This window comes from Mycolicibacterium litorale (genome assembly GCF_010731695.1).
Lineage (GTDB): Bacteria > Actinomycetota > Actinomycetes > Mycobacteriales > Mycobacteriaceae > Mycobacterium > Mycobacterium litorale.
On the sequence record NZ_AP022586.1, the window covers coordinates 614,333 to 639,140 of the forward strand.

General features: G+C 69.1%; 16 protein-coding genes and 1 tRNA gene. 13 read left to right on the forward strand and 4 right to left on the reverse strand.

What is annotated here, in order from left to right; all coding sequences use genetic code 11:
• Positions 1-25 precede the first annotated feature (25 nt).
• On the reverse strand, positions 26-742 hold the full coding sequence (locus G6N30_RS02995; RefSeq protein WP_134059851.1) for an enoyl-CoA hydratase/isomerase family protein: 717 nt from the start codon (positions 740-742) through the stop codon (positions 26-28).
• An 80-nt stretch (positions 743-822) separates the two neighbouring features.
• Between G6N30_RS02995 and G6N30_RS03000 the strand changes: the two genes are divergently transcribed.
• The 7 genes from G6N30_RS03000 (at position 823) to G6N30_RS03030 (ending at position 8,424) form a co-directional block, all read left to right on the forward strand.
• On the forward strand, positions 823-2,397 hold the full coding sequence (locus tag G6N30_RS03000; RefSeq protein ID WP_134059853.1) for an AMP-binding protein: 1,575 nt from the start codon (positions 823-825) through the stop codon (positions 2,395-2,397).
• A 35-nt stretch (positions 2,398-2,432) separates the two neighbouring features.
• Complete coding sequence (locus G6N30_RS03005; RefSeq protein WP_134059855.1) at positions 2,433-3,623, forward strand: amidohydrolase family protein; 1,191 nt, start codon at positions 2,433-2,435, stop codon at positions 3,621-3,623.
• Positions 3,624-3,655: 32 nt separating this feature from the next.
• Complete coding sequence (locus tag G6N30_RS03010; protein WP_208324453.1) at positions 3,656-5,068, forward strand: FadD3 family acyl-CoA ligase; 1,413 nt, start codon at positions 3,656-3,658, stop codon at positions 5,066-5,068.
• Positions 5,069-5,211: 143 nt separating this feature from the next.
• Entirely contained in the window at positions 5,212-6,057 is an 846-nt protein-coding gene (locus G6N30_RS03015; RefSeq protein WP_234880312.1) for an Rv1363c family protein, read from the forward strand.
• Positions 6,054-6,686, forward strand: coding sequence for an Rv1363c family protein (locus G6N30_RS03020; protein WP_134059861.1), 633 nt, complete (start codon positions 6,054-6,056; stop codon positions 6,684-6,686). The genes G6N30_RS03015 and G6N30_RS03020 overlap by 4 nt, the downstream gene beginning before the upstream one ends.
• 93 nt (positions 6,687-6,779) lie before the next feature.
• Positions 6,780-7,988, forward strand: coding sequence for a low temperature requirement protein A (locus tag G6N30_RS03025; protein ID WP_134060330.1), 1,209 nt, complete (start codon positions 6,780-6,782; stop codon positions 7,986-7,988).
• Positions 7,989-8,004: 16 nt separating this feature from the next.
• Positions 8,005-8,424 carry a ChaB family protein gene (locus tag G6N30_RS03030; RefSeq protein ID WP_134059863.1) on the forward strand — a complete coding sequence of 140 codons (420 nt, stop codon included), beginning with the start codon at positions 8,005-8,007 and terminating at the stop codon, positions 8,422-8,424.
• Here G6N30_RS03030 and G6N30_RS03035 read toward each other — a convergent pair.
• Positions 8,421-9,701 (reverse strand): MFS transporter, encoded by a 1,281-nt coding sequence (locus G6N30_RS03035; RefSeq protein ID WP_134059865.1) that lies wholly within the window; start codon positions 9,699-9,701, stop codon positions 8,421-8,423. The genes G6N30_RS03030 and G6N30_RS03035 overlap by 4 nt on opposite strands.
• 274 nt (positions 9,702-9,975) lie before the next feature.
• On the opposite strand from G6N30_RS03035, the gene G6N30_RS03040 reads away from it, so the two are divergent.
• From G6N30_RS03040 to G6N30_RS03060, 5 genes are all read left to right on the forward strand, one after another.
• Positions 9,976-10,764, forward strand: coding sequence for a MerR family transcriptional regulator (locus G6N30_RS03040; protein ID WP_134059867.1), 789 nt, complete (start codon positions 9,976-9,978; stop codon positions 10,762-10,764).
• A gap of 629 nt (positions 10,765-11,393) precedes the next feature.
• The gene (locus G6N30_RS03045; RefSeq protein WP_134059869.1) at positions 11,394-20,615 is read left to right on the forward strand and encodes a type I polyketide synthase; all 9,222 of its coding nucleotides are present in this window, start codon (positions 11,394-11,396) and stop codon (positions 20,613-20,615) included.
• Positions 20,616-20,658: 43 nt separating this feature from the next.
• Positions 20,659-21,051: a holo-ACP synthase AcpS gene (gene acpS / locus G6N30_RS03050; RefSeq protein ID WP_011561029.1), complete on the forward strand. Its 393-nt coding sequence runs from the start codon at positions 20,659-20,661 to the stop codon at positions 21,049-21,051.
• Between the two features lie 68 nt (positions 21,052-21,119).
• On the forward strand, positions 21,120-21,938 hold the full coding sequence (locus tag G6N30_RS03055) for a formate/nitrite transporter family protein (RefSeq protein ID WP_134059871.1): 819 nt from the start codon (positions 21,120-21,122) through the stop codon (positions 21,936-21,938).
• 99 nt (positions 21,939-22,037) lie between these two features.
• Complete coding sequence (locus G6N30_RS03060) at positions 22,038-23,369, forward strand: dipeptidase (RefSeq protein ID WP_163687362.1); 1,332 nt, start codon at positions 22,038-22,040, stop codon at positions 23,367-23,369.
• Here G6N30_RS03060 and bcp read toward each other — a convergent pair.
• Positions 23,366-23,839 carry a thioredoxin-dependent thiol peroxidase gene (gene bcp / locus G6N30_RS03065; protein WP_134059873.1) on the reverse strand — a complete coding sequence of 158 codons (474 nt, stop codon included), beginning with the start codon at positions 23,837-23,839 and terminating at the stop codon, positions 23,366-23,368. The two genes, G6N30_RS03060 and bcp, sit on opposite strands and share 4 nt — an antisense overlap.
• Before the next feature lie 115 nt (positions 23,840-23,954).
• Here bcp and G6N30_RS03070 point away from each other — a divergent pair, with 115 nt between their 5' ends.
• A complete protein-coding gene (locus tag G6N30_RS03070; RefSeq protein ID WP_134059875.1) occupies positions 23,955-24,179 on the forward strand; it encodes a DUF3618 domain-containing protein in 225 nt (74 codons plus the stop codon).
• Between the two features lie 464 nt (positions 24,180-24,643).
• Here the strand turns inward: G6N30_RS03070 and G6N30_RS03075 are convergent.
• Positions 24,644-24,719: transfer RNA gene (locus G6N30_RS03075), tRNA-Lys, on the reverse strand.
• Positions 24,720-24,808: the final 89 nt, after the last annotated feature.

A 24,808-nucleotide genomic window follows, 5' to 3' on the forward strand; every position in this document is an offset into this window, starting at 1 on the left:
AGAGAGAATCGTCGCTGCGACGCGGTCACTTGCCGCGCTTCATGACTTTCTCCGCGGCGACCCAGTGCTCGTCGGCCACCCACAGCCGCGCGAAGGCGGACACCGCCTCGGTGGCCGGCACCCCGTCGATCACGCGTTTGATCTCCGCGGCCGGCCGGCCGGCGAGCGCGCGGGCGATCGTGCGCCAGCCCTCGTCGAAGCTCTCCCGCGGCAGGACCATGTCCACGAGGTGCACCTGGTACGCCTCGGCGGCGGTCAGGATCCGGCCCGTACCCGCCAGCAGCAGCGCCCTGCTCTTGCCGACCAGGTCGGCCAACCGCTCGGCGCCGCCCCATGCCGGCATGATCTCCAGCGACACCTGGTTGAACCCGATCCTGATGTCGTCGGCGGCCAACCGGATGTCCGCTGCGACCGCCACCTCGGCGCCGCCGCCGAGCGCGTGGCCGTTCAGCGCCGCGATGACCGGACCCGGGAATTCGGCGATCCGGTCGCAGATGCCGCGCATGCGCCAGGCCATTTCGGACGCCTCCGACTCGGTGCGCAGCGCGGCGAGTTCCTTGAGATCGCCGCCGGAGACGAACGCCCGGTCGCCGGCACCCGTCACGGCCAGTGCCCGCGCGCCGTGGGCGCCGTCGAGCGCCTTCTCCAGCTGGTCCATCGTCTCCAGTGAGATGGCGTTGCGGGCATGCGGGCGATCGATTGTGATGACGGCCAGACCGTCTTCGATTTCGAGGTCGACCATCAGACGTTCTCCCAGTCCGGTATTGGCATTCTCGGTTGCGGAGAATAGCATCACCAACGAGCTGGAGGTGCTGCGGAGGCGTGCGAAAGATCCCTGATGAGCTGACCAAACGCTACGAGCAAGAAGGGTGGTGGACACCCGAAACGCTCGGCGAACTCCTCGCGCGGCATCTCGCGACGGGGCCGGACACCGGGTTCTGCGTGCACTCCGAGCTGCGCCCCTACCGGGGCACCTTCGCCGACGTCGAACGCCAGGCCCGCCAGCTCGCGGCCGGGCTGCGCAGGCGTGGCGTCGGCCCGGGCGACGTCGTCGCCCTGCAGCTGCCGAACTGGGCCGAGGCGGCGATGACGTTCTGGGCCTCGGCGTTCCTGGGCGCGGTCGTGGTGCCCATCGTGCACTTCTACGGCCGCAAGGAACTCAGCCACATCCTGTCCAGCGCCCGGCCGAAGGTGTTCATCACCACCGCGGCGTTCGGCCGGATGACCTTCCAGCCGGACCTGTGCGCCGACGTCCCGATCGTCGGTCTGGTCGGCGAGTCCAGCTTCGGGGAACTGCTCGACGACGAGCCGATGGCCGGTACGGTCCACACCGATCCCGCCGGACCCGCGCTGATCGCCTTCACCTCCGGCACCACCCGCGATCCCAAGGGCGTCGTCCACAGCCACCAGACCCTCGGGTTCGAAACCCGCCAGCTGCTGGAGAACTATCCGCCCGACCGTGGGCGCCAGCTGACGGCCACCCCGGTCGGACACTTCATCGGGATGGTCGGCGCCTTCCTCATCCCGGTCCTCGAGAACGCGCCGATCGACCTGTGCGACGTCTGGGACCCCGGCAAGGTGCTCGGCCTGATGGAGACCGAGGGGTTGTCGATCGGCGGCGGACCGCCGTACTTCGTCACCAGCCTGCTCGACCATCCCGACTGCACCCCCGCCCACATCGCACGCTTCTCCACCGTCGGCCTCGGGGGGTCGACCGTCCCTGCGGCGGTGACGCGCCGGCTGGCCGATCTCGGGCTGTTCGTCTTCCGTTCGTACGGCAGCACCGAACATCCCTCGATCACCGGCTCGCGGCCGAGTGCGCCGGAGGCCAAGCGGCTCTACACCGACGGCGACCCTCGCCCCGGTGTGGAGATCAAGCTCACCGACGACGGTGAGATCCTGTCCCGCGGCCCGGACCTCTGCCTCGGGTACACCGACGCGGCGTTGACCGCCAAGGCATTCGACGACGACGGCTGGTACCACACCGGCGATGTCGGGGTCATCGACGAGGACGGCTATCTGACCATCACCGACCGCAAGGCGGACGTCATCATCCGCGGTGGCGAGAACATCAGCGCGCTCGAAGTCGAAGAGGTGCTGCTCAGCATGCCCGCCGTCGCCGAGGCGGTGGTGGTGTCGGCGCCCGACTCCCGGCTCGGCGAACACGCGGCCGCGGTGCTGCGAATCCGGCCCGGCCATTCGATGCCCACCCTCGACGACGTCCGCGGGCACTTCGAACGGGCGGGTGTCGCGCGGCAGAAGTGGCCCGAGCAACTGGTCGAGATCCCCGAAGGTCAGGACTACCCGCGGACCGCCAGCGGAAAGGTGCAGAAAGTGCTCATCCGCGAGCAGGTTCGCCGCATCGCACAGCAGGGCATTGCAGCCGTGGCAAATTGAGAATACGATTCTCGCAATAAGAAAAGGAGTGTTTCATGGGGCAACTGTCGCATCGGGTCGACATACCGTTTCCGCTGTTCGACGCGGACAACCATCTCTACGAGCCGCCGGAGGCGATGACCAAGTACCTCCCGAAGGAGTACAAGGACGTCGTCCAGTACGTCGAGGTCAACGGCCGCACCAAGATCGCCCTCAAGGGCCAGATCAGCAACTACATCCCCAACCCCACGTTCTCGGTGGTCGCCAAACCGGGCGCATGGGAGGAGTACTTCAAGTTCGGCAACCCCGACGGCAAGAGCAAGCGCGAACTGTTCGGTGAGCCGATGAAGGCCATCCCGGCGTTCTTCGAGCCCGAACCCCGTATCAAGGTGATGGACGAGCTCGGTGTCGACCGCAGCCTGATGTTCCCGACGCTGGCCAGCCTGATCGAGGAGCGACTCTCCGACGATCCGGTCGCCATCCATGTCATCATCCACGCGCTCAACGAGTGGCTGCACGAGGTGTGGGGCTTCAACTACCAGAACCGCATCTTCACCACCCCGGTCATCACGCTGCCGATCGTGGAGAAGGCCATCGAGGAGCTGGAGTGGGCGGTCAAGCGTGGTGCCCGTGCCATCCTCATCCGTCCGGCGCCGGTGCCCGGATTCCGTGGCCCCCGTTCGTTCGCGCTGCCGGAGTTCGACCCGTTCTGGGAGCGCGTCGTGCACCACGACATCTTCGTCGGCATGCACTCGTCGGACAGCGGCTACTCGCGTTACACCTCGGAGTGGGACGGTCAGGCGCAGGAGATGCTGCCGTTCCAGACGAACGCCATGTCCATCCTCAACGAGTGGCGGCCGATCCAGGATGCGGTGGCGTCGTGGGTGATTCACGGTGCCCTGTTCCGGTTCCCGAAGCTCAAGGTGGGCATCGTCGAGGCTGGTTCGAAGTGGATGTTCCCGCTGCTCGACTCCATGGCCGAGGTGTACAAGAAGGCCCCTGAGGCGTTCCTCGGCAACCCGATGGAGGAGATCAAGAACCGGATCTACGTCAGCCCGTTCTACGAGGAGGGCATCGACGACCTGATCAACCTCATCGGCGTGGATCAGGTGCTCTACGGATCCGACTGGCCGCACCCCGAGGGTCTGGCCGAGCCGACGCACTATGTGACGGCGCTCGAGCACCTCTCGGTCGAGGACCAGGCGAAGATCATGGGCGGCAACCTCGGGCGTCTCGTCACGACGTGACGTACCGGGCGCGCTGGAACACCATCCCCGAGATGGTGTTGAGCGCAGCGGACCGGTTCGGCGACGCGGAAGCGGTCGTCGACGGTCCGCTGCGCTTGTCCTTCGCGGAGCTGGTCCACCGGATTCGCTGCGCCGCAGGCGCTTTCGCCGAACTCGGCATCGAAAGGGGTGACCGCGCCGCGATCTGGGCGCCGAACTCCGCCGAGTGGATCATCGCGGCGTTCGGGCTGCTGACCGCGGGCGGCGTCCTCGTGCCGGTCAACACCCGCTTCAAGAACGAGGAGGCGGCCGACGTCATCGGCCGCAGTGGCGCGAAGGCGGTGCTGGTCCAGAAGGGCTTCTTGGGCCAGGACTACACCGCACCGGCCGGTGTGCCGGTGATCGACGTCAAATCCGACTTCCTCAGCAGCGGAAGCGCTTTCGAGCGTCCGGTCGAGGGCTCCGACATCTCCGACATCATCTTCACCTCCGGTACCACCGGCAGGCCCAAGGGCGTGATGATGAACCACCGCCAGAACCTGCGGTTGTACGAGGAATGGTGCGACCTCGCCGATCTGCGGCAGGGTGACCGGTACCTGATGGTCAACCCCTATTTCCACACCTTCGGGTACAAGGCCGGCCTGATCGCCTCGTTCATCCGCGGGGCGACGATGCTGCCGGTCGCGGTGTTCGACGTCGACCGCGTCGTGGACCTGATCGCGGCCGAACGCATCACGATGCTGCCGGGGCCGCCGACGCTGTATCACTCGCTGCTCGCGGTCGAGGACAAGACGAAACTGGCCACCCTGCGTGCCGGTGTCACCGGCGCGGCCGACATCCCCGTCGAACTGGTGCGCCGCGTGCTCGAAGAACTGCCGTTCCAGACGCTGGCCACCGGATACGGGCTCACCGAGGCCGGCACCGCCACGCTGTCGCGCCCCGGTGACTCGTTCACCGACATCGCCACCACGGTCGGCACCGCGTGCGACGGCGTCGAGGTCCGCATCGCCGACGACGGCGAAGTGCTGGTGCGCGGGTACAGCGTCATGCAGGGCTACCTCGACGATCCGGCCGCCACCGCCGAGGCCGTCGACCGCGACGGCTGGCTGCACACCGGCGATCTCGGCACGCTCGACGATGCCGGACGACTGCGCATCGTGGGCCGTAAGAAGGACATGTTCATCGTCGGTGGGTTCAACGCCTACCCGGCCGAGATCGAGGGTTTCCTGCTCGAGCATCCAGCCGTCGCCCAGGTCGCCGTGATAGGCGTGGACGACGAACGCATGGGGCAGGTGGGGAAGGCGTTCGTGGTGCGAAAAGCCGCGAACACCGATATGACGGCCGAGGATCTGATTGGCTGGGCCAGGGGCAGGATGGCCGGCTACAAGGTGCCGCGCTACGTCGAGTTCCGCGACGAGCTACCACTCAACGCCACCGGGAAGGTGATGAAGGATCGGTTGCACTGAGCGGCTGCCCAAAACGGAAATGACATTTCCGCTGTATAACAGCCCTTCTGCGCCGATCCGGACATGAGGTATGGTCGCGGCGATATCCTGAACAGGTAATGGCATTCTCGTTGTTTCAAGCGCTCAACCGACAAGGAGGTCGCGTGGCTTTCCGCAAGCGACCCTCATCGGTACTCGACGGCGACCGGGTCGAAGACCTCGCTGAAAAGACCGATCTCGACACCATCGACGACGTACTGGCGCGGGCCGAGGAGGCCGAGGCCGAGGCGGCTGAGGCCGAAGCCCTCGCCTCCGCCGCCCGCGCCCGCGCCCGTGCCCTGCGGTTGCGCCGCGAGGCGCAGGCCAAGGCGTCGGAGAAGGCGCCGGCGGAGCAGTCCGACGCGGCGGACGCTCCGGCCACGGACACCACGGTCATCGATGACGCCGTGGACACCGCCCAGACCACCGCCGCCGAGACCAAGGTAGAGGCCGCCCCGGTCCGCCGGCGCTTTCCGCGTCCGCGCCGGGTGCCCTGGCGCGCGCTCGGAGTCGGCTTCGCCGCCGTCGCGACGATCGCGCTGCTGGCCGTCAGTGGCCTCATGTTCGTCCACCACCGCCAGGCTCAGGCCGAACAGCAGCGCTCGGCCGAGTTCGCCGCGGCCGCCCGCCAAGGCGTGGTCACGCTGATGTCGCTGAACTTCGGCACCGCCAAAGAAGACGTGCAGCGCATCATCGACAACGCGGCCGGCCAGTTCAAGGAGGACTTCGAAGCCAGCGCTGAGGATTTCACCACGGTCGCGGAGCGGTCGAAGGTGATCACCGAGGCCAACGTGAACGCGACGGCCGTTCAGTCGATGACCGACAACTCGGCTGTGGTGCTGGTGGCCGCCACCTCTCGGATCACGAACGAGACCGGGGCGAAGCAGGACCCCCGCACGTGGCGATTGATCGTGGACGTGGTCCGCGACGGTGACCGGATCAAGATGTCGAAGGTGGAGTTCGCGCCGTGACGAGCAACGACAACACGAACCCGGACGACGTCGGCTCAGCAGCCGAGGCGAGCGAGGCCGACACCAGAGACGACGCCGAACCCGACGCCGTCGAGCAGCCGGCGGAAGAGCCGGCGGAGACGTCGACCCGACCCGTGCGCAGGACGCGGAAGTGGATCGTCCCCGTCGCGGCGGTGATGGTCGTGCTGGCCGCGGCGTCGGCCGCCGGCTGGCTGTACTTCTTCCAGTACAGGGTCGACGAGGAGACCGACGCCGACGCGTCCCGGGTGGCACTCGACGCGGCGAAGGACGGCACCGTCGCGCTGCTGTCCTATGCACCCGAGACCCTCGACGACGACTTCACGACCGCGAAGTCGCAGTTGACCGGCGACTTCCTGAACTACTACACCGACTTCACCGAGAAGGTGGTCGCGCCCGCGGCCAAGCAGAAATCGGTGAAGACCGAGGCGACGGTCGCGCAGGCCGCGATGTCGGAGATCACGCCCGATTCGGCGGTCGCGCTGCTGTTCGTCAACCAGGCGACCACCAGCAAGGAGAACCCGGACGGCGCGTTCGCCTCGAGCAGCATCAAGGTGGGGCTGACCAAGGTCGACGGCAAGTGGCTCATCTCGTCCTTCGATCCGGTGTGACGCTCGGTCGTCCCTGACGGACGGCGGTGCTGAACCCGAGGCCGCGTGAGGGAAACTCGGGGCGTGACTGTCGAGCGACGAGGTATCCGGCCGATGCGCGGGCGCGACCCGCACGAAGTCCATCGGGTCGCGACGCCCCTGGAACTGCTGTTCGATCTGACGTTCGTGGTCGCGTTCGGTGTGGCCGCCTCGCAGTTTGCCCACCTGCTCGCCGAGGGGCACCTCGGCGGCGCGCTGGCCGGGTTCTGCTTCGCCACGTTCGCCGTCAGCTGGGCGTGGATCAACTTCAGCTGGTTCGCCTCGGCGTATGACACCGACGACTGGGTCTACCGGCTGACCACGATGATCCAGATGGTCGGCGTGCTCATCCTGGCGTTGGGGCTGCCGCAACTGGCGGCGTCCATCGACCACGGCGGACACCTCGACAACCGGATCGTCGTGGCGGGGTACGTGGTCATGCGAATCGCGTTGGTAGCGCAGTGGTTACGGGCCGCGTACGAAGACCCGCCACGGCGCGCCGCGTGCCTCACCTATGCCGGCGCGGTGGCTGTCGCGCAGCTGGGCTGGATCGCGTCGATCTTCGTCGACACGTCGGTGACCGTGAGCCTGGTGATCGCCGCGTTGCTCGCGCTGACGGAGATGTCCGGCCCGCTGGTGGCCGAACGGCGGATGGGCGGCACACCGTGGCATGCCCACCACATCGCCGAGCGGTACGGGCTGCTCGCGATCATCGCGCTGGGGGAGGGCGTCGTCGGCACGGTCGCATCGTTGACCGCCGCGGTCGAGGAACTCGGGTGGTCGACCGACACCGTGCTCGTCGCGGTGGCGGGCACGGCGTTGACGTTCGGCATGTGGTGGGTGTACTTCGCCGAGCCGTTCGGGCCGCTTCTGCACGAGCGAAGGCAGCGCTCGTTCACGTTCGGCTATCTGCACATCCCCGTGTTCGGCGCCATCGTGGCCACCGGCGCCGGTCTGCACACCGCGGCCTACTACATCGAGCACCACTCTGCGCTCGGGGCGACGGGCACCGTGCTGTCGGTCGCGGTTCCGGTCGGGGTGTACATCCTGCTGGTCGCCGCGTCGCGCGTGCTGCTCACCGGCGACCGCGCACCCACGGCGGTGCTGTCGACCACGCTGTCGGCCGTCGTCCTCGTCGCGGCGGTGGTCGCGGCCGCCGCCGGAGTACCGATGGCCTGGTGCCTGCTGATCGTCACTGCGGCGCCCGTGGTCACCGTGGCGTCCAGGGCGTGGCTGGCGGGCCGGTTTGTCCGAAACGGTGCACGGGTATCTCGGCCGGTGTAGTCGAAGGGAGGCCACGATGCCGAAGACCACAAAGAGCGGTCAGGCCAAGAAGAGTGAGTTACCCAGCACCCTGAAGAAGTCCGACGCCAAAGCGCAGCGCACGTTCGCCAAGGCCCACGACTCGGCGGCCGAGGAGTACGGCGAGGGCGAGCGCGCGCACCGGGTGGCGTACAGCGCGCTCAAGCACAGCTACGAGAAGGTCGGCGACCATTGGGAGCCCAAGGACGAGAAGGGCCCGTCGGACCAGCGGGCGAAAAGCGGCGGCCCGAACGCCAAGGGTGAGACCGCCGAGGGCGTCAACGCCAACGCGTCGAAGAAGCACCTCATCGAGGTGGCCCGGCGACTGGACATCTCCGGCCGGTCGACCATGACCAAGGATGAACTGGTCTCGGCGATCAAGAAGGCCAACCGGCGCGAGTCGGCCCGCAAGCGTTAGCGATCCTGGCGCGGGGCCAGGCTGGCGTCGAAGGTCTCGAACAACATGCGTTCCTGCTCGAGGCGCATCATCCGCCGTGCCTTGCGCCGGGTGATCAGGATCCCGATGGTGGCCAGCGTCCACACCGCGTACTGCGCGGTCCACGCCCACCGGAATGTGTCGAACGAGTAGCCGCCCGCCGCGTCGAGGATCTGTCCCATCGCCTGCATCACGAGCAGCGAGGCGAGGAATCCGCCCATATTGACCATGCCCTGGGCGGTGCCGAGCGTGGCGCTCGGATTGAAGGTGCGTGCGAAGTCGAAGCCCACCATCGAGCCCGGTCCGCCGACCGAGATGACCACGACGAGCGTCACCAGCAACCACAGCGGCGCAGGCCCGGACAGCGCGAGCACCACCGTCCACGCCAGGGCGTTGGAGCCGATGATCCCCAGCACGAGCCATGACCTGCGGTGTGGGTGTCTGCCGGTGAAGATGCCGATGACGACGCCGGACGCGATCGCCGCGACCACCGAGACCGACAGCAGGGTGCCCGCGGTCCGCGTCGACAGGCCCTGGGCAACGGTCAGGTACGGAACGCCCCACATCAGCGCGAAGACGGTCACCGAGAACTGCGTGCCCATGTGGGTGAAGAACCCGAGTCGCGTCCCGGGCCGCAGCCACACTGACTTGACGCTGCGCAGCGTGTCGCCGATCGTGCCGGTCGACTCCGGGACGTGCCGCCCAGAGGGCGTGTCCCGGACCAGCACGAGGGTGAGCACCAGTGACGCCAGGCCGAGGGCGGCCACCGAGGTGTAGGCCGCGGTCCATCCGGCGACGCCGAGGATCGCCAGGAACGGCACCGCCGAGAGCACCTGCCCGAGCTGTCCGCAGATGCCGGTCAACTGCGTGACCAACGGGACCCGCTTGGGGGAGAACCAGTGGGGGACCAGCCGCAGTACCGAGATGAACGTCAGGGCGTCACCGAGGCCCAGGACCGCCCTGGCGGCGATGGCCGCAGGCAGTGACTCGCTCACCGCCAGCGTCATCTGACCGGCCGCCATCAGCGCGGCCCCGGCGACGATGAGGGCTCTCGATCCGAAGCGGTCCAGCAGCACCCCGGCGGGCACCTGAGCGCCCGCGTAGACCACGACCTGTAGGACGACGAACGTGGCCAGGACGCTCGGCGTGGCCGAGAACCGTTCACCGGCGTCGAGGCCCGAAACCCCCAGGGTGGTGCGGTCCATCACCGCGACGATGTAGGCCAGCAGTCCGGTGGCCCACACGATCCAGGGCCGCACGCGGAACCTCTCGTCGATGGTTGTTTCTCGGATCCATGGTGTCCCACGGGGGTGTCCGTTGACGACTCCGTGGGTTGTGAGATTCGCTGCGACCCGGTCGCCGGCCCAGGTTCGGATTGCCTAAGAGTTGGCTGAAAACGCACTTACGTGCTGAGTGTTACAGGTGGGGTTTGATGTTGTTCCAGCTCACCGGCCATAGTGCGCTGCGCGCCGGATTCTTGTCGTAACTGCCGTCGAGTTCGCTCGATTCACCGTACCGCGGGTACAGTGATTTGTGCCGCGGTTCGAAGCACGACGCGCGCGGGAGAGGAGCGTGGACGTGATCGAGTACCGCCTGAACGAATTGGCGCGGATCTCGGGGGTGAGCACCCGCAACATCCGCGCCTACCGGGAACGCGGACTGCTGGACCCGCCGCGCCGCCAGGGCCGCTCGGCCTTCTACAACGCCTACCATCTGGCCCAGCTCGACACGATCAACCAACTGCTGCGCCGGGGCTTCAGCTCCGCGCACATCGCCGAGTTCTTCGCGAGCATGCGCGCCGGCGCCGACCTGGCCGACATCCTGGGCCTGCAGCGCTCGTTGTTCGCCGCCGAGGGCGGCCGCGACGAGAATCCGCCCGTGGCGCGGGCGGTCGACATCGACGCCGACGGGGAAGAGGCGGCCCAGCTCGTGGCCTACGGCCTCGCCGAGGTGATCGACGGCAAAGTGGTGTTCCTCGACGCGTCGATCGCCGAGATCGTCGGGCGCGCCTCCGACCCGATGCTCTACATCCGCGCCATCGTGCGCATCGTGGCCTCCACCCGACGCGACGTGGACACCCTGGCCGGCGTCGTGGCCGATGCGTTGCAGGAATGCATCGAGGCGCGGTTCGGACCGGACCGGACGCCGGATCCGCTCGAGATGCACCGGATGGTGCAGGACTACCGCGAACTGGCCAACCGGCTCGTCGCCCGCCACCTCGACGAGGCCTTGGACGCACAGGTCTCATCCCGGTGCGGTGGCGACGCGGCCGGCGCACTCACCCGACCGGCACCGCCGCATGCGGTCCGGGAGGGGAGCTGACGTCGTCGGCATGAGCGCCGGTCTCCACGCCGTCGCCTCCGCGTGGCGCCGCCGGCCACACGCGGCTGGAACTCCAGGACTTCGAACGTCGGCCAGTGAGACGGAAAACCTTACCGATCAGTAAGTAAGGACAGCAAACATCGGCGCCACGGTTCGACCGCCGACTGGACAGATCGGGGGCCGCTGTCGACCCGTCACCGGCCCTGACCTCGCCGTTCGAGCTGCCGAAAATTCAGATAACGATTTGGTAACAATACTGCCGTGATCAGCAGCGTTGTAGCTACTCGACCGTAACCACCCGCCAGCAGGACGTTTGTCCCGGAAGCCGGGCGCGCCTTCTGAGCAGGGTGTTACCCAAGTACGGGTTACCCGTGCGTAGAACTCACCAGTAACCGTTTTGGGCACCCGGTGGCCGTCTCCTCTTATGCCACTCTTAGTGGGGGCCGGGTTGTCTCCCCGCGGACCGAACGACAGGTCCGCTCGCGACGGCGACTCGCCGGATTCGACGCCGAATCGCCGTCGGCCCGCCGCAGAGCAGCGCGGGCCGCGCCGCAGACGACCACCCCACACACCGACGTTCGCGAGCGATATCCGCGAGCGCCAGAGCACCACCGAGGAGATAACGAGACGTGACGATCTACGAGCATGACAGGGTGTCCACCGGTTGGGACGACGAGTCCGGGGCCAGGTCCACCCATGCACTTGTGGATCGCCTGACCGCGGGTGAGCCGTTCGCGGTGGCCTTCGGCGGGCAGGGCAGTGCATGGCTGGAGACCCTCGAGGAACTGGTGTCCTCGACCGGCATCGAATCGGAGCTCGCCACGCTCGCCGGCGAGGCGGAGTTGCTGCTGGAGCCGGTGGCCAAAGAACTGGTCGTGGTGCGCCCGATCGGCTTCGAGCCGCTGCGCTGGGTGCGCGCGCTGGCCGCCGAGGAGCCGGTCCCGACCGCCAAGCAGCTGACCTCCGCAGCGGTGTCCGTACCGGGCGTGCTGCTGACCCAGGTCGCCGCGGTGCGCGCGCTCGCGCGCCAAGGAATGGACCTGTTCGACACGCCGCCCGTCGCGGTGGCCGGACACTCCCAGGGTGTGCTCGCCGTCGAGGCGCTGGCCGCCAAGGGCGCCAAGGACGTCGAACTGCTCGCCCTGGCCCAGCTGATCGGCGCCGCGGGCACGCTCGTGGCCCGTCGCCGCGGCATCACCGTCCTCGGCGACCGTCCGCCCATGGTCTCGGTCACCAACGCCGACCCTGAGCGGATCTACGAACTGCTCCAGGAGTTCTCCTCCGACGTGCGCACCGTGCTGCCGCCGGTGTTGTCGATCCGCAACGGCCGCCGCTCGGTCGTCATCACCGGAACGCCCGAGCAACTGTCGCGCTTCGAGCTGTACTGCAACCAGATCGCCGAGAAGGAAGAGGCCGAGCGCAAGAACAAGCTGCGCGGCGGCGCGGTCTTCGCGCCCGCATTCGACCCTGTCCAGGTCGAGGTCGGCTTCCACACGCCGCGCCTCGCCGACGGCATCGACATCGTCGGCCGCTGGGCCGAGGCCGTCGGGCTGGACGTCACGCTCGCGCGCCAGATGACCGAGGCGATCCTCGTCAGCCAGGTCGACTGGGTCGACGAGGTCACCGAACTGCACGACGCCGGCGCCCGGTGGATCCTCGACCTCGGTCCGGGCGACATCCTCACCCGCCTGACCGCCCCGGTGATCCGCGGGCTCGGAGTCGGCATCGTGCCCGCCGCCACCCGCGGCGGCCAGCGCAACCTGTTCACCGTGGGGGCCGTGCCCGAGGTGGCCCGCCCCTGGTCCAGCTACACCCCGACCGCGGTGCGCCTGCCCGACGGTTCGGTCAAGCTGTCCACCAAATTCACCCGGCTCACCGGCCGCTCGCCGATCCTGCTGGCCGGGATGACGCCCACGACCGTCGACGCCAAGATCGTCGCCGCGGCCGCCAACGCCGGCCACTGGGCCGAACTCGCCGGCGGCGGCCAGGTCACCGAAGAGATCTTCAACGACCGCATCGAAGAGCTCACCACGCTGCTCGAGCCGGGCCGGGCGATCCAGTTCAACTCGCTGTTCCTCGACCCCTACCTGTGGAAGCTGCAGCTCGGCGGCAAGCGACTGGTGCAGAAGGCCCGCCAGTCCGGCGCCCCCATCGACGGCGTCGTCGTCACCGCAGGCATCCCCGACCTCGAAGAGGCCGTCGACCTCATCGACGAACTCAACGGCATCGGCATCAGCCACGTCGTGTTCAAGCCCGGAACCGTCGAGCAGATCCGCTCGGTCATCCGGATCGCCGCCGAGGTGCCCACCAAACCGGTCATCGTCCACATCGAGGGCGGCCGCGCCGGCGGCCACCACTCGTGGGAGGACCTCGACGACCTGCTGCTCACCACGTACAGCGAGCTCCGGTCGCGCGCCAACATCACGATCTGCGTCGGCGGCGGCATCGGCACGCCCGAGCGCGCCGCGGAGTACCTCAGCGGCCGCTGGTCGCAGGTCTACGGCTTCCCTGTGATGCCCGTCGACGGCATCCTCGTCGGCACCGCGGCGATGGCCGCGCTCGAAGCCACCACGTCGCCGGCCGTCAAGCAGCTGCTGGTCGACACCCAGGGCACCGATCAGTGGGTCGGTGCAGGCAAGGCCCAGGGCGGCATGGCCTCGGGGCGCAGCCAGCTCGGCGCCGACATCCACGAGATCGACAACGCGGCGTCGCGCTGCGGCCGGCTGCTCGACGACGTCGCCGGTGACGCCGACGCCGTTGCCGACCGCCGCGACGAGATCATCGCCGCGATGGCCGCCACGGCCAAGCCGTACTTCGGCGACGTCGCGGACATGACCTACCTGCAGTGGCTGCGCCGCTACGTCGAGTTGTCGATCGGCGACGGCGACAGCACCGCCGACACCCGCAAGGGCGACTCCCCGTGGCTGGACATCACCTGGCGCGACCGGTTCGCCCAGATGCTGCAGCGCGCCGAGGCCCGGCTGCACCCGCGCGACCACGGTCCGATCGACACGCTGTTCGCCGACGAGTCGCTGCTGGAGACCCCGGACGCCGCGCTCGACCTCCTGCTGCAGCGCTATCCCGACGCCGATCGCGTGCAGCTGCACCCGGCCGACGTCCCGTTCTTCGTCCAGCTGTGCAAGACGCTGGGCAAACCGGTCAACTTCGTGCCGGTCATCGACAAGGACGTGCGCCGCTGGTGGCGCAGCGACTCGCTGTGGCAGGCCCACGACGCCCGCTACACCGCCGACCAGGTGTGCATCATCCCCGGCACCGCGGCCGTCGCGGGCATCACCCGCGTCGACGAGCCCGTCGGTGAACTGCTCGACCGGTTCGAGCAGGCCGCGGTCGACGAGGTGCTGTCCCACAACGGCGACCCACGGCCGGTGACCAGCCGCCGCCAGGGCCGCACCGATGTGGACGGTCCGCTCGCGGTGCTGCTCGACGCCCCCGATGTGCTGTGGGCCGGCCGCACCGCGGTCAACCCGGTGCACCGCATCGCCGCCCCCGCCGACTGGCAGGTGCGCGACGAGGGCCGCACGGCCACCCACGCCTCCACCGGCGCCCGGCTCGACGTGGCCGGCGACTCGCACGTCGTGCTGAACGTGCCGTTGTCGGGCACCTGGATCGAGATCCGCTTCACCCTCACCGACGTCATCCGGACCGGCGGCGCCCCGCTGGTCACCACGGAGGACGCGGCGACCGCCATGCGTGCGGTGCTGGCGATCGCCGCCGGTGTAGAGGGTCCGTCGGCCCTTCCTCCCGTGAAGGACGGCACCGCGACCGTCACCGTCGGGTGGGATCCCGAACTGGTCGCCGACCACACCGGGGTCACCGCGACCTTCGGCGCCCCGCTGGCGCCGACGCTGACGGTCGTGCCGGACGCGCTGGTCGGCCGCTGCTGGCCCGCCGTGTTCGCCGCCATCGGCTCCGCCGTCACCGACACCGGCTTCCCCGTCGTCGAGGGGCTGCTGAGCCTGGTGCACCTGGACCACGGCGCCCATCTCGTCGCCGCGCTGCCGGCCGAGCCCGCCGAGCTGACCGTCACCGCGACCGCCGGCACGGCCACCGACACCGAAGTCGGCCGCGTCGTCCCCGTGAGCGTCACCGTCACCGGGCCGGACGGCACCCTGCTGGCCACCCTCGAAGAACGCTTCGCGATCCGCGGCCGTACGGGCGCGGCGGAACTGAGCGATCCTGCTCGGGCCGGCGGCGCGATCTCCGACAACGCCACCGACACCCCGCGCCGGCGTCGCCGCGACGTCGCGATCGGCGCGCCGGTCGACATGCGGCCGTTCGCGGTGGTCTCCGGTGACCACAACCCGATCCACACCGACCGCGCCGCCGCGCTGCTGGCCGGACTGGAATCGCCGATCGTGCACGGCATGTGGCTGTCGGCCGCCGCCCAGCACGTCGTCACCGCGACCGACGGCAAGGCCGTCCCGCCGGCCCGCCTGGTGGGCTGGACCGCGCGGTTCCTCGGCATGGTGCTACCCGGTGACCAGATCGACTTCCGCGTCGACCGGGTCGGCATCGACGTCGGCGCCGAGGTGCTCGAGGTCACCGCGAAGGTCGGGACCGACCTGGTGATGTCGGCGACCGCCCGCCTGGCGGCGCCGAAGACCGTCTACGCCTTCCCCGGTCAGGGCATCCAGCACAAGGGCATGGGCATGGAGGTCCGCGCCCGCAGCAAGGCGGCCCGCAAGGTGTGGGACTCCGCGGACAAGTTCACCCGCGAGACGCTGGGCTTCTCCGTGTTGCACGTGGTGCGGGACAACCCGACCAGCCTCATCGGCTCCGGTGTGCACTACCAGCACCCCGAGGGCGTGCTGTACCTCACGCAGTTCACCCAGGTCGCGATGGCCACCGTCGCCGCGGCGCAGGTCGCCGAGATGCGCGAGCAGGGCGCGTTCGTCGAAGGCGCGATCGCCTGCGGACACTCCGTCGGCGAGTACACCGCGCTGGCGTGCGTGTCCGGTGTCTACGAACTCGAGGCACTGCTCGAGGTGGTATTCCACCGCGGCAGCAAGATGCACGACATCGTCCCGCGCGACGAGCTGGGCCGGTCCAACTACCGGCTGGCCGCGATCCGGCCGAGCCAGATCGATCTGGACGACGCCGACGTCAAGGACTTCGTCGCCGAGATCTCCGCGCGCACAGGCGAATTTCTCGAGATTGTGAACTTCAACCTGCGTGGCTCGCAGTACGCCATCGCGGGCACCGTCCGCGGGCTCGAGGCGCTCGAGGAGGAGATCGAACGGCGTCGCGAGATCAGCGGTGGCAAGCGGTCGTTCATCCTGGTGCCCGGCATCGACGTGCCGTTCCACTCCTCGGTGCTGCGGGTCGGTGTGGCCGACTTCCGGCGCTCGCTGGAGCGCGTCATGCCGCGCGACCAGGATCCGGAGCTGATCGTCGGGCGGTACATCCCGAACCTGGTGCCGCGGCCGTTCACCCTCGACCGCGACTTCATCCAGGAGATCCGCGACCTCGTGCCGGCCGAGCCGCTCGACGAGATCCTCGCCGACTACGACACCTGGCGCAAGGAGCGGCCGCGCGAGCTGTGCCGCAAGGTCGTGATCGAGTTGCTGGCCTGGCAGTTCGCCAGCCCGGTGCGCTGGATCGAGACCCAGGATCTGCTGTTCATCGAGGAGGCCGCGGGCGGACTCGGTGTCGAGCGGTTCGTGGAGATCGGTGTGAAGTCGGCGCCGACGGTGGCCGGCCTGGCGACCAACACGCTCAAGCTGCCGGAGTACTCGCACAGCACGGTGGAGGTGCTCAACAGCGAGCGCGACGCCGCGGTGCTGTTCGCGACCGACACCGATCCGGAACCGGAGCCCGAGGAGGCGGCACCCGCCGCCGCCGAGGCGGCACCGCAGGCCGCGGCGCCCGCCGCCGCAGCGCCTGCCGCACCCGCCGCCCCGTCGGGTGGTCCGCGGCCGGACGACCTCACGTTCGACGCCGCCGACGCGACCGTTGCGCTCATCGCGCTGTCGGCCAAGATGCGGCTGGACCAGATCGAGGCACTCGACTCCATCGAGACGATCACCGACGGTGCGTCCTCGCGGCGCAACCAGATGCTGGTCGACCTGGGCTCCGAGCTCAACCTGGGTGCGATCGACGGCGCGGCGGAAGCCGACCTCGGCGCGCTCAAGGGTCAGGTCACCAAGCTGGCCCGGACGTACAAGCCGTTCGGCCCGGTGCTCACCGACGCGATCAACGATCAGCTGCGCACCGTGTTCGGCCCGTCCGGCAAGCGTCCGGCCTACATCGCCGAACGCGTCGGCAAGGCATGGGAACTCGGCGCAGGCTGGGTCAAGCACGTGACCGTCGAGGTCGCGCTGGGCACCCGTGAGGGCAGCAGTGTCCGTGGCGGCAGCCTCGGCGGCCTGCACGACGGCGCGCTGGCCGACGCCGCCAGCGTCGACAAGGTGATCGACGCCGCGGTGGCCGCGGTGGCGGCCCGCAAGGGTGTGGCGGTCTCCCTGCCGTCTGCAGGCGGCGGCGGTGGCGGCGTGGTCGATTCGGCCGCGCTCGGCGAGTTCGCCGAACAGGTCACCGGCCGCGACGGTGTGCTGGCCAATGCGGCACGCCTGGTGCTGGGCCAGCTCGGCCTCGACACCCCGGTGTCGGCGGCGCAGACCGCGACCGACGCCGAGCTGATCGACCTGGTCACCGCCGAACTCGGTTCGGACTGGCCGCGTCTGGTGGCGCCGGCGTTCGACGGCCGCAAGGCCGTGGTGTTCGACGACCGGTGGGCCAGCGCCCGCGAGGATCTGGTCAAGATCTGGCTGGCCGACGAGGACGCCATCGACCGCGACTGGCCCGCTCTGTCCGAACGCTTCGAAGGCGCCGGGCATGTCGTTGCCACACAGGCGAACTGGTGGCAGGGCAAGGCGCTCGCCGCGGGCCGCAACGTCCACGCGTCGCTGTTCGGCCGCATCGCCGCGGGTGCCGAGAACCCGGGCAAGGGCCGCTACAGCGACGAGGTCGCGGTGGTGACTGGTGCCTCGAAGGGTTCGATCGCCTCGGCCGTGGTGGGTCAGCTGCTCGACGGCGGCGCCACGGTCATCGCGACCACCTCGCGCCTCGACGACGCCCGGCTCGAGTTCTACAAGACGCTCTACCGGGACAACGCCCGCTACGACGCGAAGCTGTGGGTGGTGCCCGCGAACATGGCGTCGTACTCCGACATCGACGCGCTGGTGTCGTGGGTGGGCACCGAGCAAACCGAAAGCCTTGGGCCGCAGTCGATCCACCTCAAGGATGCGCAGACCCCGACGCTGCTGTTCCCGTTCGCCGCTCCGCGGGTGGCCGGTGACATGTCGGAGGTCGGTTCGCGCGCCGAGATGGAGATGAAGGTGCTGCTGTGGGCCGTGCAACGGCTCATCAGCGGGCTCTCGTCGATCGGTGCGGAACGCGACATCGCCTCACGACTGCACGTCGTGCTGCCCGGTTCCCCGAACCGCGGCATGTTCGGCGGTGACGGCGCCTACGGCGAGGCGAAGGCTTCGCTGGACGCGCTCGTCAACCGGTGGAAGGCCGAAACGTCATGGGCGCAGCGGGTTTCGCTGGCGCACGCGCTGATCGGCTGGACCAAGGGCACCGGGCTGATGGGCCACAACGACGCCATCGCCGGCGCCGTCGAGGAAGCCGGAGTGACCACGTACACCACCGCGGAGATGGCCTCGATGCTGCTGTCGCTGTGCGACATCGAGTCCAAGGTCGCCGCGGCGCGTGAGCCCATCACGGCCGACCTGACCGGTGGCCTCGGCGACATCGAACTCGACATGGCCGCGCTGGCCGCCAAGGCCCGCGAGGACATGTCCGCCGACGCCGCTGCCGACGAAGACGCCGACGCACCCGCGCCCGGCACCATCGCCGCGCTGCCGTCGCCGCCCCGGGGCTTCTCGCCCGCACCGGCGCCGGAGTGGGCCGACCTCGACGTCGACCCGGCCGACCTGGTCGTGATCGTCGGCGGTGCCGAACTCGGCCCGTACGGTTCGTCGCGCACCCGCTACGAGATGGAGGTCGACCACGAACTGTCGGCCGCCGGCGTGCTCGAACTGGCCTGGACCACAGGCATGATCAAGTGGGAAGACGATCCGAAGCCGGGCTGGTACGACACCGCGAGCGGTGACCTGGTGCCCGAGGAGGAACTGGTCGAGCGCTACCACGACGCGGTCGTGGAGCGGTGCGGCATCCGCGAGTTCGTCGACGACGGTGCGATCGATCCCGATCACGCGTCGCCGCTGCTGGTCAGCGTGTTCCTCGACAAGGACTTCTCGTTCGTGGTGTCGTCTGAGGAGGAGGCGCGCGCATTCGTCGAGGTCGATCCCGAGCACACCGTGGTGCGCCCGGTGCCGGACTCGAGTGACTGGCAGGTGACCCGCAAGGCGGGCACCGAAGTCCGCGTGCCGCGCAAGACCAAGCTGTCCCGCACGGTGGGCGCGCAGATCCCGACGGGCTTCGACCCGACGGTCTGGGGCATCACGCCGGACATGGCCAACTCGATCGACCGGGTGGCGCTGTGGAACATCGTGGCCACGGTGGATGCGTTCCTGTCCGCGGGCTTCACGCCGACCGAGCTGATGCGCTGGGTGCACCCCAGCCTGGTGGCCAGCACGCAGGGCACCGGCATGGGCGGCATGACCTCGATGCAGACGATGTACCACGGCAACCTGCTCGGCCGCAGCAAGCCGAACGACATCCTGCAGGAGGTGCTGCCGAATGTCGTTGCCGCACACGTCGTTCAGTCCTACATCGGCTCCTACGGCGCGATGATCCACCCGGTCGGCGCCTGCGCCACCGCGGCGGTGTCGGTCGAGGAGGGGATGGACAAGATCCGCCTCGGCAAGGCCGAGTTCGTGGTCACCGGCGGGTTCGACGACATGACGCTGGAAGCCGTCATCGGCTTCGGTGACATGGCGGCCACCGCCGACACCGCGATGATGCGGGCCAGGGGCATCAGCGACGGGAAGTTCTCCCGCGCCAACGACCGTCGTCGTCTCGGCTTCGTCGAGGCCCAGGGCGGTGGCACCATCCTGCTGGCCCGCGGCGACCTCGCTCTGAAGATGGGTCTGCCGGTGCTGGCGGTCGTGGGCTACGCGCAGAGCTTCGCCGACGGTGTGCACACCTCGATCCCGGCTCCGGGGCTCGGCGCGCTGGGCGCCGGCCGTGGCGGCAGGGATTCGGTGCTGGCCCGCTCGCTGGCCAAGCTCGGGGTGGGTGCCGACGACATCTCGGTGATCTACAAGCACGACACCTCGACGCTGGCCAACGATCCCAACGAGACCGAACTGCACGAGCGGCTCGCCGACTCGATGGGCCGGTCCGACGGTGCGCCACTGTTCATCGTCAGCCAGAAGACCCTGACCGGCCACTCCAAGGGCGGTGCCGCGGTCTTCCAGATGATGGGCCTGTGCCAGGTGCTGCGCGACGGGGTCATCCCGCCGAACCGCAGCCTGGACTGCGTCGACGACGAGATGGCCACCTCCGGGCACTTCGTCTGGCCGCGGGAGACGCTGCGAATGGGTGAGAAGTTCCCGCTCAAGGCCGGTCTCGTGACCAGCCTCGGGTTCGGACACGTCTCCGGGCTGATCGCGCTGGTGCATCCGCAGGCGTTCCTCGCCACGCTCACCCCAGAGCAGCGGGAGGACTACGTCCGTCGCGCCGAGCAGCGCACGCTGGCGGGTCAGCGACGGCTGGCGTCGGCGATCGCCGGTGGCCGGCCGATGTACGAACGGCCCGCCGACCGCCGGTTCAGCCACGACGCACCCGAGAAGCGCCAGGAGGCGGCGATGCTGCTCGACGCGGCGTCGCGGCTCGGCGACGGCGACGTGTACGTGCGATGAACGCGTGCGCAAGGCGCGATCGGGGTTGGGCTAGGGTCGCTGCGTGGCGATAGTCGGAGTGGGCATCGACCTGGTATCCATTCCGGACTTCGCGGAGCAGGTGGACCGACCGGGCACGGTGTTCGCGGAGACGTTCACGCCGGGGGAGCGCCGCGACGCCGCGGACAAGAGTTCGTCGGCGGCGCGGCACCTCGCGGCCCGGTGGGCGGCGAAGGAAGCCGTGATCAAGGCGTGGTCGGGGTCGCGGTTCGCCAAGCGGCCCGCCCTGCCCGAGGGCATCCACCGCGACATCGAGGTCGTCACCGACATGTGGGGCCGGCCGAAGGTGCGGCTCACCGGTGACATCGCCGAGCACCTGAGGGAGGCGACCATCCACGTGTCGCTGACGCACGAAGGGGACACGGCGGCCGCCGTCGCGGTCATCGAGGAGCCCTGAGCCGGCTTCACTCGCCCCTTTCGGGGTACCCGTGCGGTTCGCCTGTCGCCGAGCCGTGAGGATCCATCGTGAGTGAGACCAGCCAGCGTCAGCTGGGCGATTCGGACAGTCCCATCGAGGACGCGCTCGAACACGCCTTCCGGCGGATGGTCGACGAAGGCACCCAGCGGCTGCACCGCAGCTGGCGCGAAGTGCTCGTCACCGGCTTCTTCGGCGGCACCGAGATCGCCGTCGGCGTCCTGGCCTACCTGTCCGTGCTGCACGCCACGCACGATCCGCTGCTCGCGGGCCTGGCGTTCTCGATCGGTTTCCTCGCGCTGCTGCTGGGCCGCAGTGAACTGTTCACCGAGGGCTTCCTGGTGCCGGTCACCACGGTCGCGGCCAAACGCGCCAGCATCGCGCAGCTGCTCAAGCTGTGGAGCGGCACGCTGGTCGCCAACCTCGTCGGCGGCTGGGTGCTGATGTGGCTGATCATGGCGGCTTTCCCGAAACTGCACGCGCAGACCATCGAGTCGGCCTCGCACTACGCCACCGCACCGCTGTCGGGGGAGACGTTCGCGCTCGCGCTGCTCGGCGGCATGGTGATCACGCTGATGACCCGGATGCAGCACGGCACCGATTCAGTGCTCGGCAAGATCGCCGCGGCGGTCGCGGGCGCCTTCCTGCTGGCGGGGCTGCAGATGTTCCACTCGATCCTGGACTCGCTGTTGATCTTCGGCGCGATGATCGCCGGCGATGCGCCGTTCGGTTATCTGGACTGGCTGCAGTGGTTCGGCTACACCGTGGTCGGCAACATCGTCGGTGGCCTCGGGCTGGTGACGCTGTTGCGGCTGCTGCGCAGCAAGGACCGGCTGCAGCAGGAACGCAGCGCGGCGGAGTCGGACTAGTTTTCTCCGCGAGAAGACAGGAAATCGCCTTTTTAAATGCGTCGGAGGGCGATTCTGCGTCTGCTCGCGCCAGACCGGTGACCCACTACCCTCGTTCCCATGAGCGACGTGGTGGCGCGGGTGCAGGAGGTTCTCCCGTCGGTCCGGTCCGATCTCGAGGACCTGGTCCGCATCGAATCGGTGTGGGCCGATCCGGCCCGGCGTGACGAGGTGCATCGCAGTGCGAAGGCGGTGGCGGATCTGCTCGGCGCCGCGGGATTCGACGACATCCGCATCGTCGCCGAGGGTGGGGCGCCCGCGGTGATCGCGCGGCACCCCGCGCCGCCCGGCGCGCCGACGGTGCTGCTCTACGCCCATCACGACGTGCAGCCCGAGGGTGATCCCCGCCAGTGGTCGTCGGCGCCGTTCGAGCCCACCGAGCGCGACGGGCGGCTCTACGGCCGCGGCACCGCGGACGACAAGGCCGGTATCGCCACGCATCTGGCCGCGTTCCGGGCCTTCGGCGGCCGGCCGCCGGTCGGGGTGACGGTGTTCGTCGAGGGCGAGGAGGAGTCCGGGTCGCCGTCGCTGTCGAATCTACTTGCCGCGCACAAGGATCTGCTGGCCGCCGATGTGATCGTCATCGCCGACTCCGACAACTGGAGCACCGACCGGCCCGCGCTGACGGTCTCGCTGCGCGGTCTGGCCGACTGCGTGGTCGAGGTGGCCACCCTGGACCACGGGCTGCACTCGGGACTGTGGGGCGGTGTGGTGCCGGATGCGTTGAGCGTGCTGGTGCGGCTGCTGGCCAGCCTGCACGACGACGACGGCAATGTGGCGGTCGCCGGGTTGCACGAGGGCAGCGCCGCTGACGTCGACCGCGGTGCGGACTGGGTGCGCGAGGAGTCGGGACTGCTGCCGGGCGTGAGTGAGATCGGTTCCGGCTCAGTGGTGCAACGGCTGTGGGCCAAACCCGCGATCACGGTGATCGGCATCGACACCACGCCGATCGACAAGTCCTCGAACACGTTGATCCCGCGGGCACGGGCGAAGATCAGCATGCGGGTGGCGCCCGGCGGCGACGCCAAGGCGCACCTCGATGCGCTCACCCGCCACCTGCAGGCGCATGTGCCCTGGGGTGCTGCTCTCACCGTGACGCCCGGTGACCTCGGTCAGCCGTATGCGGTCGACGCGTCAGGTCCGGTCTACGAGGCCGCCCGCGCCGCGTTCACCGAGGCGTGGGGCGCCGAACCGGTGGACATGGGGATGGGCGGGTCGATCCCGTTCATCGCCGAGTTCGCCGCCGCATTCCCCGACGCCACGATCCTGGTCACCGGCGTCGAGGATCCGGGGACGCAGGCACACAGCGTGAACGAGAGCCTGCATCTCGGGGTGCTCGAGCGCGCCGCCACCGCCGAGGCGCTGCTGCTCGAAAGGCTCGGCGCGGGTTAGACCGACAGGTCGCGGCGCAGTTTGGCGACGTGGCCGGTGGCGCGCACGTTGTACTGCGCCTCGGCGATCTTGCCGTCTTCGTCGACGACGAACGTCGAGCGGATGACGCCCTGGACGGTCTTGCCGTACATCGTCTTCTCCCCGAAGGCGCCCCAGGCGGTGAGGACCTCCTTGTCGGGGTCCGACAGCAGCGGGAAGGTCAGCCCTTCGGCATCGCGGAACCTGGCGAGTTTGGCCGGCTTGTCGGGCGAGATGCCGATGACGTCGAGACCGGCGCCGTTGAGGTCGGCCAGGCTGTCGCGGAAGTCGCAGGCCTGCTTGGTGCAACCCGGCGTGGAGGCGGCGGGGTAGAAGTACACGATCACCTTGCGGCCCTGGTAATCCGACAGGGAGACGGTGTGGCCGTCGGCGTCGGGCAGGCTGAAGGCGGGTGCGGTGTCGCCCACCGACAGTCGAGGGGTCTGGGCCATGCCTTGCCACTCCTTCTGGTCGACCGGTGCCGTCCGGGTCACACCGGCTGATCTAGGGTAGTTCGGCAAGACGGGAACCAGACTGGGGACCCAGCACGGACTTGGAGGACATGACGTGGCGGACCGGGATCCCGAGGCCATCAAGAAGGACATCGACGCGGCGCGTGACCAGTTGGCGCTGACGGTCGATTCCCTGGCGGAGCGCGCCAACCCGCGCCGGTTGGCCGACGACGTCAAGGCCAAGGTGATCGGGTTCGTCTCCCAGCCGCCCGTGGCGGCCTCGCTGGCCGGTGTCGCGCTGCTCGTCCTCGTGGTGGCGGTGCGGCGCTCGCGCCGCTAGGCCGGTTCAGCGCCGACGGTAAGGACGCAGCCAGTCGGCGAGCGAAAGACGCGGCGGGTTCGCCTGCCGGCCCAGTCGGCTGCAGTTCATCACGGACAGCGGGCCGTGTGCAGCAGCGCCACCTGTGGGGGCCGAGTCGGGGGTCCGCGGAACGTGTGCTGTCGACATCAGCTAAGACCCCATTCCCTCGGTGCGCATCGTGCCGCAAACTCGTCAGCTAACGACTGACGGTACCAGTCAAATTCTCAAGTGGCCAGCTCGGGAACGCAGAAGATCACTTTTGTGACCAGGTCCGCAACGCCAGCGGTCCGCACTGGCTCAGCCCGTACGGCGCCGACGTGCGAGAACAGCACATATCAACGCCGGCGAAAGGGCAGATGGCGACGTGAGGTGACCGTCGGCCGCGCAACACGAACCAGGCAGGCGCGGAAACAAAAACATCGCCGGCGAAGCGGCGATGTCTGTGGTGCGCCGTCAGGGTTTCGAACCCCGGACCCGCTGATTAAGAGTCAGCTGCTCTACCAACTGAGCTAACGGCGCGCGGGAGAGACATTAACAGGCCACCCGCCGAGACGTGAAATCGCGGTGTCACCGAGGTCTCGGGGGAGTCTCGCGGCAGGCCACATGTC